Source organism: Phytoactinopolyspora endophytica (genome assembly GCF_004138495.1).
In the GTDB taxonomy this organism is placed as follows: Bacteria; Actinomycetota; Actinomycetes; order Jiangellales; family Jiangellaceae; genus Phytoactinopolyspora; species Phytoactinopolyspora endophytica.
The window spans coordinates 117,011-120,031 of sequence record NZ_ML142864.1 but is presented as its reverse complement, the minus strand read 5'-3'; the positions used below and the strand labels follow the sequence as shown (position 1 = coordinate 120,031).

At 67.0% G+C, this 3,021-nt stretch carries 4 protein-coding genes; 3 read left to right on the top strand and 1 reads right to left on the bottom strand.

Annotated features, from left to right (window positions below; all coding sequences use genetic code 11):
• On the bottom strand, nucleotides 1-200 hold a 200-nt coding region (locus ELR45_RS39070; RefSeq protein WP_205857263.1), incomplete at its 3' end, for a LacI family DNA-binding transcriptional regulator.
• A 421-nt stretch (nucleotides 201-621) separates the two neighbouring features.
• Here ELR45_RS39070 and pdhA point away from each other — a divergent pair.
• From pdhA to ELR45_RS39065, 3 genes are all read left to right on the top strand, one after another.
• Nucleotides 622-1,776 carry a pyruvate dehydrogenase (acetyl-transferring) E1 component subunit alpha gene (gene pdhA / locus ELR45_RS25725; RefSeq protein ID WP_129668891.1) on the top strand — a complete coding sequence of 385 codons (1,155 nt, stop codon included), beginning with the start codon at nucleotides 622-624 and terminating at the stop codon, nucleotides 1,774-1,776.
• The gene (locus ELR45_RS25720) at nucleotides 1,773-2,765 is read left to right on the top strand and encodes an alpha-ketoacid dehydrogenase subunit beta (RefSeq protein ID WP_129668890.1); all 993 of its coding nucleotides are present in this window, start codon (nucleotides 1,773-1,775) and stop codon (nucleotides 2,763-2,765) included. The genes pdhA and ELR45_RS25720 overlap by 4 nt, the downstream gene beginning before the upstream one ends.
• 14 nt (nucleotides 2,766-2,779) lie before the next feature.
• Nucleotides 2,780-3,021 (top strand): biotin/lipoyl-containing protein (locus ELR45_RS39065; RefSeq protein ID WP_338069610.1); only part of this gene is annotated, 242 nt, incomplete at its 3' end.

Sequence of the window (3,021 nt, the reverse complement as noted above, 5' to 3'; positions counted from 1 at the left end):
GGCGACACCACGCCCACAGCTCCTGTGCGCCCAGTCGGCAGCCCCGCGGCGCTCGGCGAGGCGACATACCCGAGCTCCTTCGCGATCGTCTGTACGGCTTTGCGGGTCGCCGGGGATACGCCTGGCAGCCCACGCAGCGCGCGCGACACAGTCGCCACCGACACTCCCGCCCGGGCGGCTACATCGACAATCCCCGTCATAGGGTCAGCTTCCCACCGTCGACGGGCCGGCGTGTACGCAGCCCACATCACCGAGCAACCCTCCGGTCGGGACCACCTACCGACATCCTCGGACGCCCGAGGACTTGTCCGGGTCGCATCACTGTGGACCGGAGGAACTTGTACAGGTCGACGAGCACAGAACACCCTGCGGAAGGGCAGGCTTGGACATGAGGTTGCCGACGTGTCGGCGTCAACGGCCGCACGGGCATTGCGCGGCGATTCTGTGTCGAGTACCCACAGAGCCGCCGCGCTATGTACCGTAGCGGTAGCACTATCGTGACGCGAGTCACGAGCGCCGACGGTCAGACGAGGGCCCACCCATCGCCTTCTGCTGGCCGGCGGTCACACACGGCCAGGCTGGCGCGGCGACCCCGCGACGCCGATGACGTGAAGGAGAGACATGACTGTCGACACGGCGGCTACCTCGACCCGTGGTGCGGCTGACGGCGACCCAGAGCTCGTCCAGCTACTCACACCCGAAGGTCAGCGAGTCCCCCACGAGCGCTACGACGCTCTGATCGACGACATCACGGCGGACGACATCCGAGAGGTCTACCGTGACCTCGTCTTGTCCCGGCGCATCGATAGCGAGGCCGTCGCCCTGCAACGCCAGGGTGAGCTCGGACTGTGGGCGAGCATGCTCGGCCAGGAAGCGGCCCAAGTCGGATCCGCACGCGCGTTACGCACCCAGGACCACGTATTCCCGACGTACCGTGAGCACGCCGTCGCTTGGTGCCGCGGCGTCGACCCGGCACAGATGCTGGGGCTCTTCCGCGGCGTCGACCAGGGCAGCTGGGACCCCAGGGAGAACAACTTCCACCTCTACACGATCGTCGTCGGCGCGCAGACCCTGCACGCCACCGGCTACGCGATGGGAATCCAGCGAGACGGCGCGATCGGCACCGGCGACCCGAACCGCGACGCCGCCGTCATCGCCTTCTTCGGCGACGGCGCCACCAGCCAGGGCGACGTCAACGAGGCGTTCATCTGGGCAGGCGTCACCAACGCACCGGTCGTCTTCTTCTGCCAGAACAACCAGTGGGCGATCTCCGAGCCGCTGGAGCGTCAGACCCGGGTCCCGCTCTACCGGCGAGCCCACGGCTTCGGCTTTCCAGGACTGCGGGTGGACGGAAACGACGTGCTGGCCTGCCTGGCCGTGACCCGCGAGGCCCTGCAACGAGCCCGGGACGGTGAAGGGCCGTCGTTGATCGAGGCGTTCACGTACCGGATGGGCGCCCACACCACCACCGATGACCCGACCCGCTACCGGCTGGATACGGAACTCGAGCACTGGCGGCTCAAAGACCCGATCGAGCGGGTCAAGGCCTACATGGTGCGGAGCGAGATGGCCGACCAGGGCTTCTTTGACGGTGTCGAAGCCGAGGCGGATGAGCTGGCCGACCGTCTGCGCAGCCAGTGCCGAGCCCTGCCGGAGCCGGCGCCCGAGTCGATCTTCGACGACGTCTATGTCGACACTCCGCCCACACTTCTCGCCCAACGAGACGAGATGGTCCGCTACCGCGATTCCTTCGCCGACGAGGAAGGTGCGCGATGACCACCAACACAGCCTCCGCTCTCACGATAGCCAAGGCCATCAACGCCGGACTCCGGCGCAGCTTGGAGAACGATCCGAAGGTCCTCGTCATGGGCGAAGACGTGGGCAAGCTCGGCGGTGTCTTCCGGGTCACCGACGGCCTGCAGAAAGATTTCGGTGAGGACCGCATCTTCGACACGCCGCTCGCCGAGTCCGGCATCATCGGCACCGCCGTGGGCCTGGCGCTACGCGGCTATCGGCCGGTATGCGAGATCCAGTTCGACGGCTTCGTCTTCCCGGGCTACGACCAGCTCGTCACCCAGGTGGCCAAGATGCATTTCCGTTCGGGTGGCCGGCTGCGGCTGCCGATGGTGGTACGCATCCCGTACGGCGGGGGGATCGGCGCGGTGGAGCACCACAGCGAGAGCCCGGAGGCGTACTTCGCACACACGCCTGGGCTGAAGGTCGTGTCATGTGCCAATCCCTTGGACGCGTACTGGATGATCCAGGGTGCGATCGAGAGCGATGACCCGGTGATCTTCTTCGAGCCGAAACGGCGCTACTACGAGAAGGCGGAGGTCGATCTGGAGGACCGGCCGGACCTTGCTCTGCATGCCTCCCGGGTGATCCGGACCGGGTCCGACGCGACCGTCGTCGCGTACGGTCCGATGATCAAGACCTGTGTCGAGGCCGCTGCCGCCGCCGCGGAGGAAGGCCGATCTCTGGAGGTCATCGACCTGCGCACGCTCTCCCCCCTGGACCTCGGTCCGGTGTATGAGTCGGTCCGCCGCACCGGCCGGCTCGTCGTCGTCCACGAGGCGCAGCGCACCTTGGGCATCGGGACGGAAGTGGCGGCGAGCGTCACCGAGGAGTGCTTCTACTCCCTGGAGGCTCCCGTCATCCGGGTCACGGGTTACGACACGCCCTATCCCCCGGCTCGGATCGAAGACCAGTACTTACCCGACCTCGACCGCGTGCTCGACGGCGTCGACCGCGCCATGGCGTACTAGGAAGGACGACGAGCGTGAGTGTTTCGCAGTTCAATCTGCCCGACGTGGGAGAAGGGCTGACCGAGGCCGAGATCGTCTCCTGGAAGGTCGAACCGGGCGACACGGTCAAGGTCAACGACATCATCGTCGAGATCGAGACCGCCAAGTCCCTGGTCGAGCTGCCGTGCCCGTTCGCCGGGGTCGTCGAGGGTCTACTCGTCGAAGAAGGACAGACAGTTCCGGTGGGCACGGCGATCATCTCGGTGCGCACCGGCGG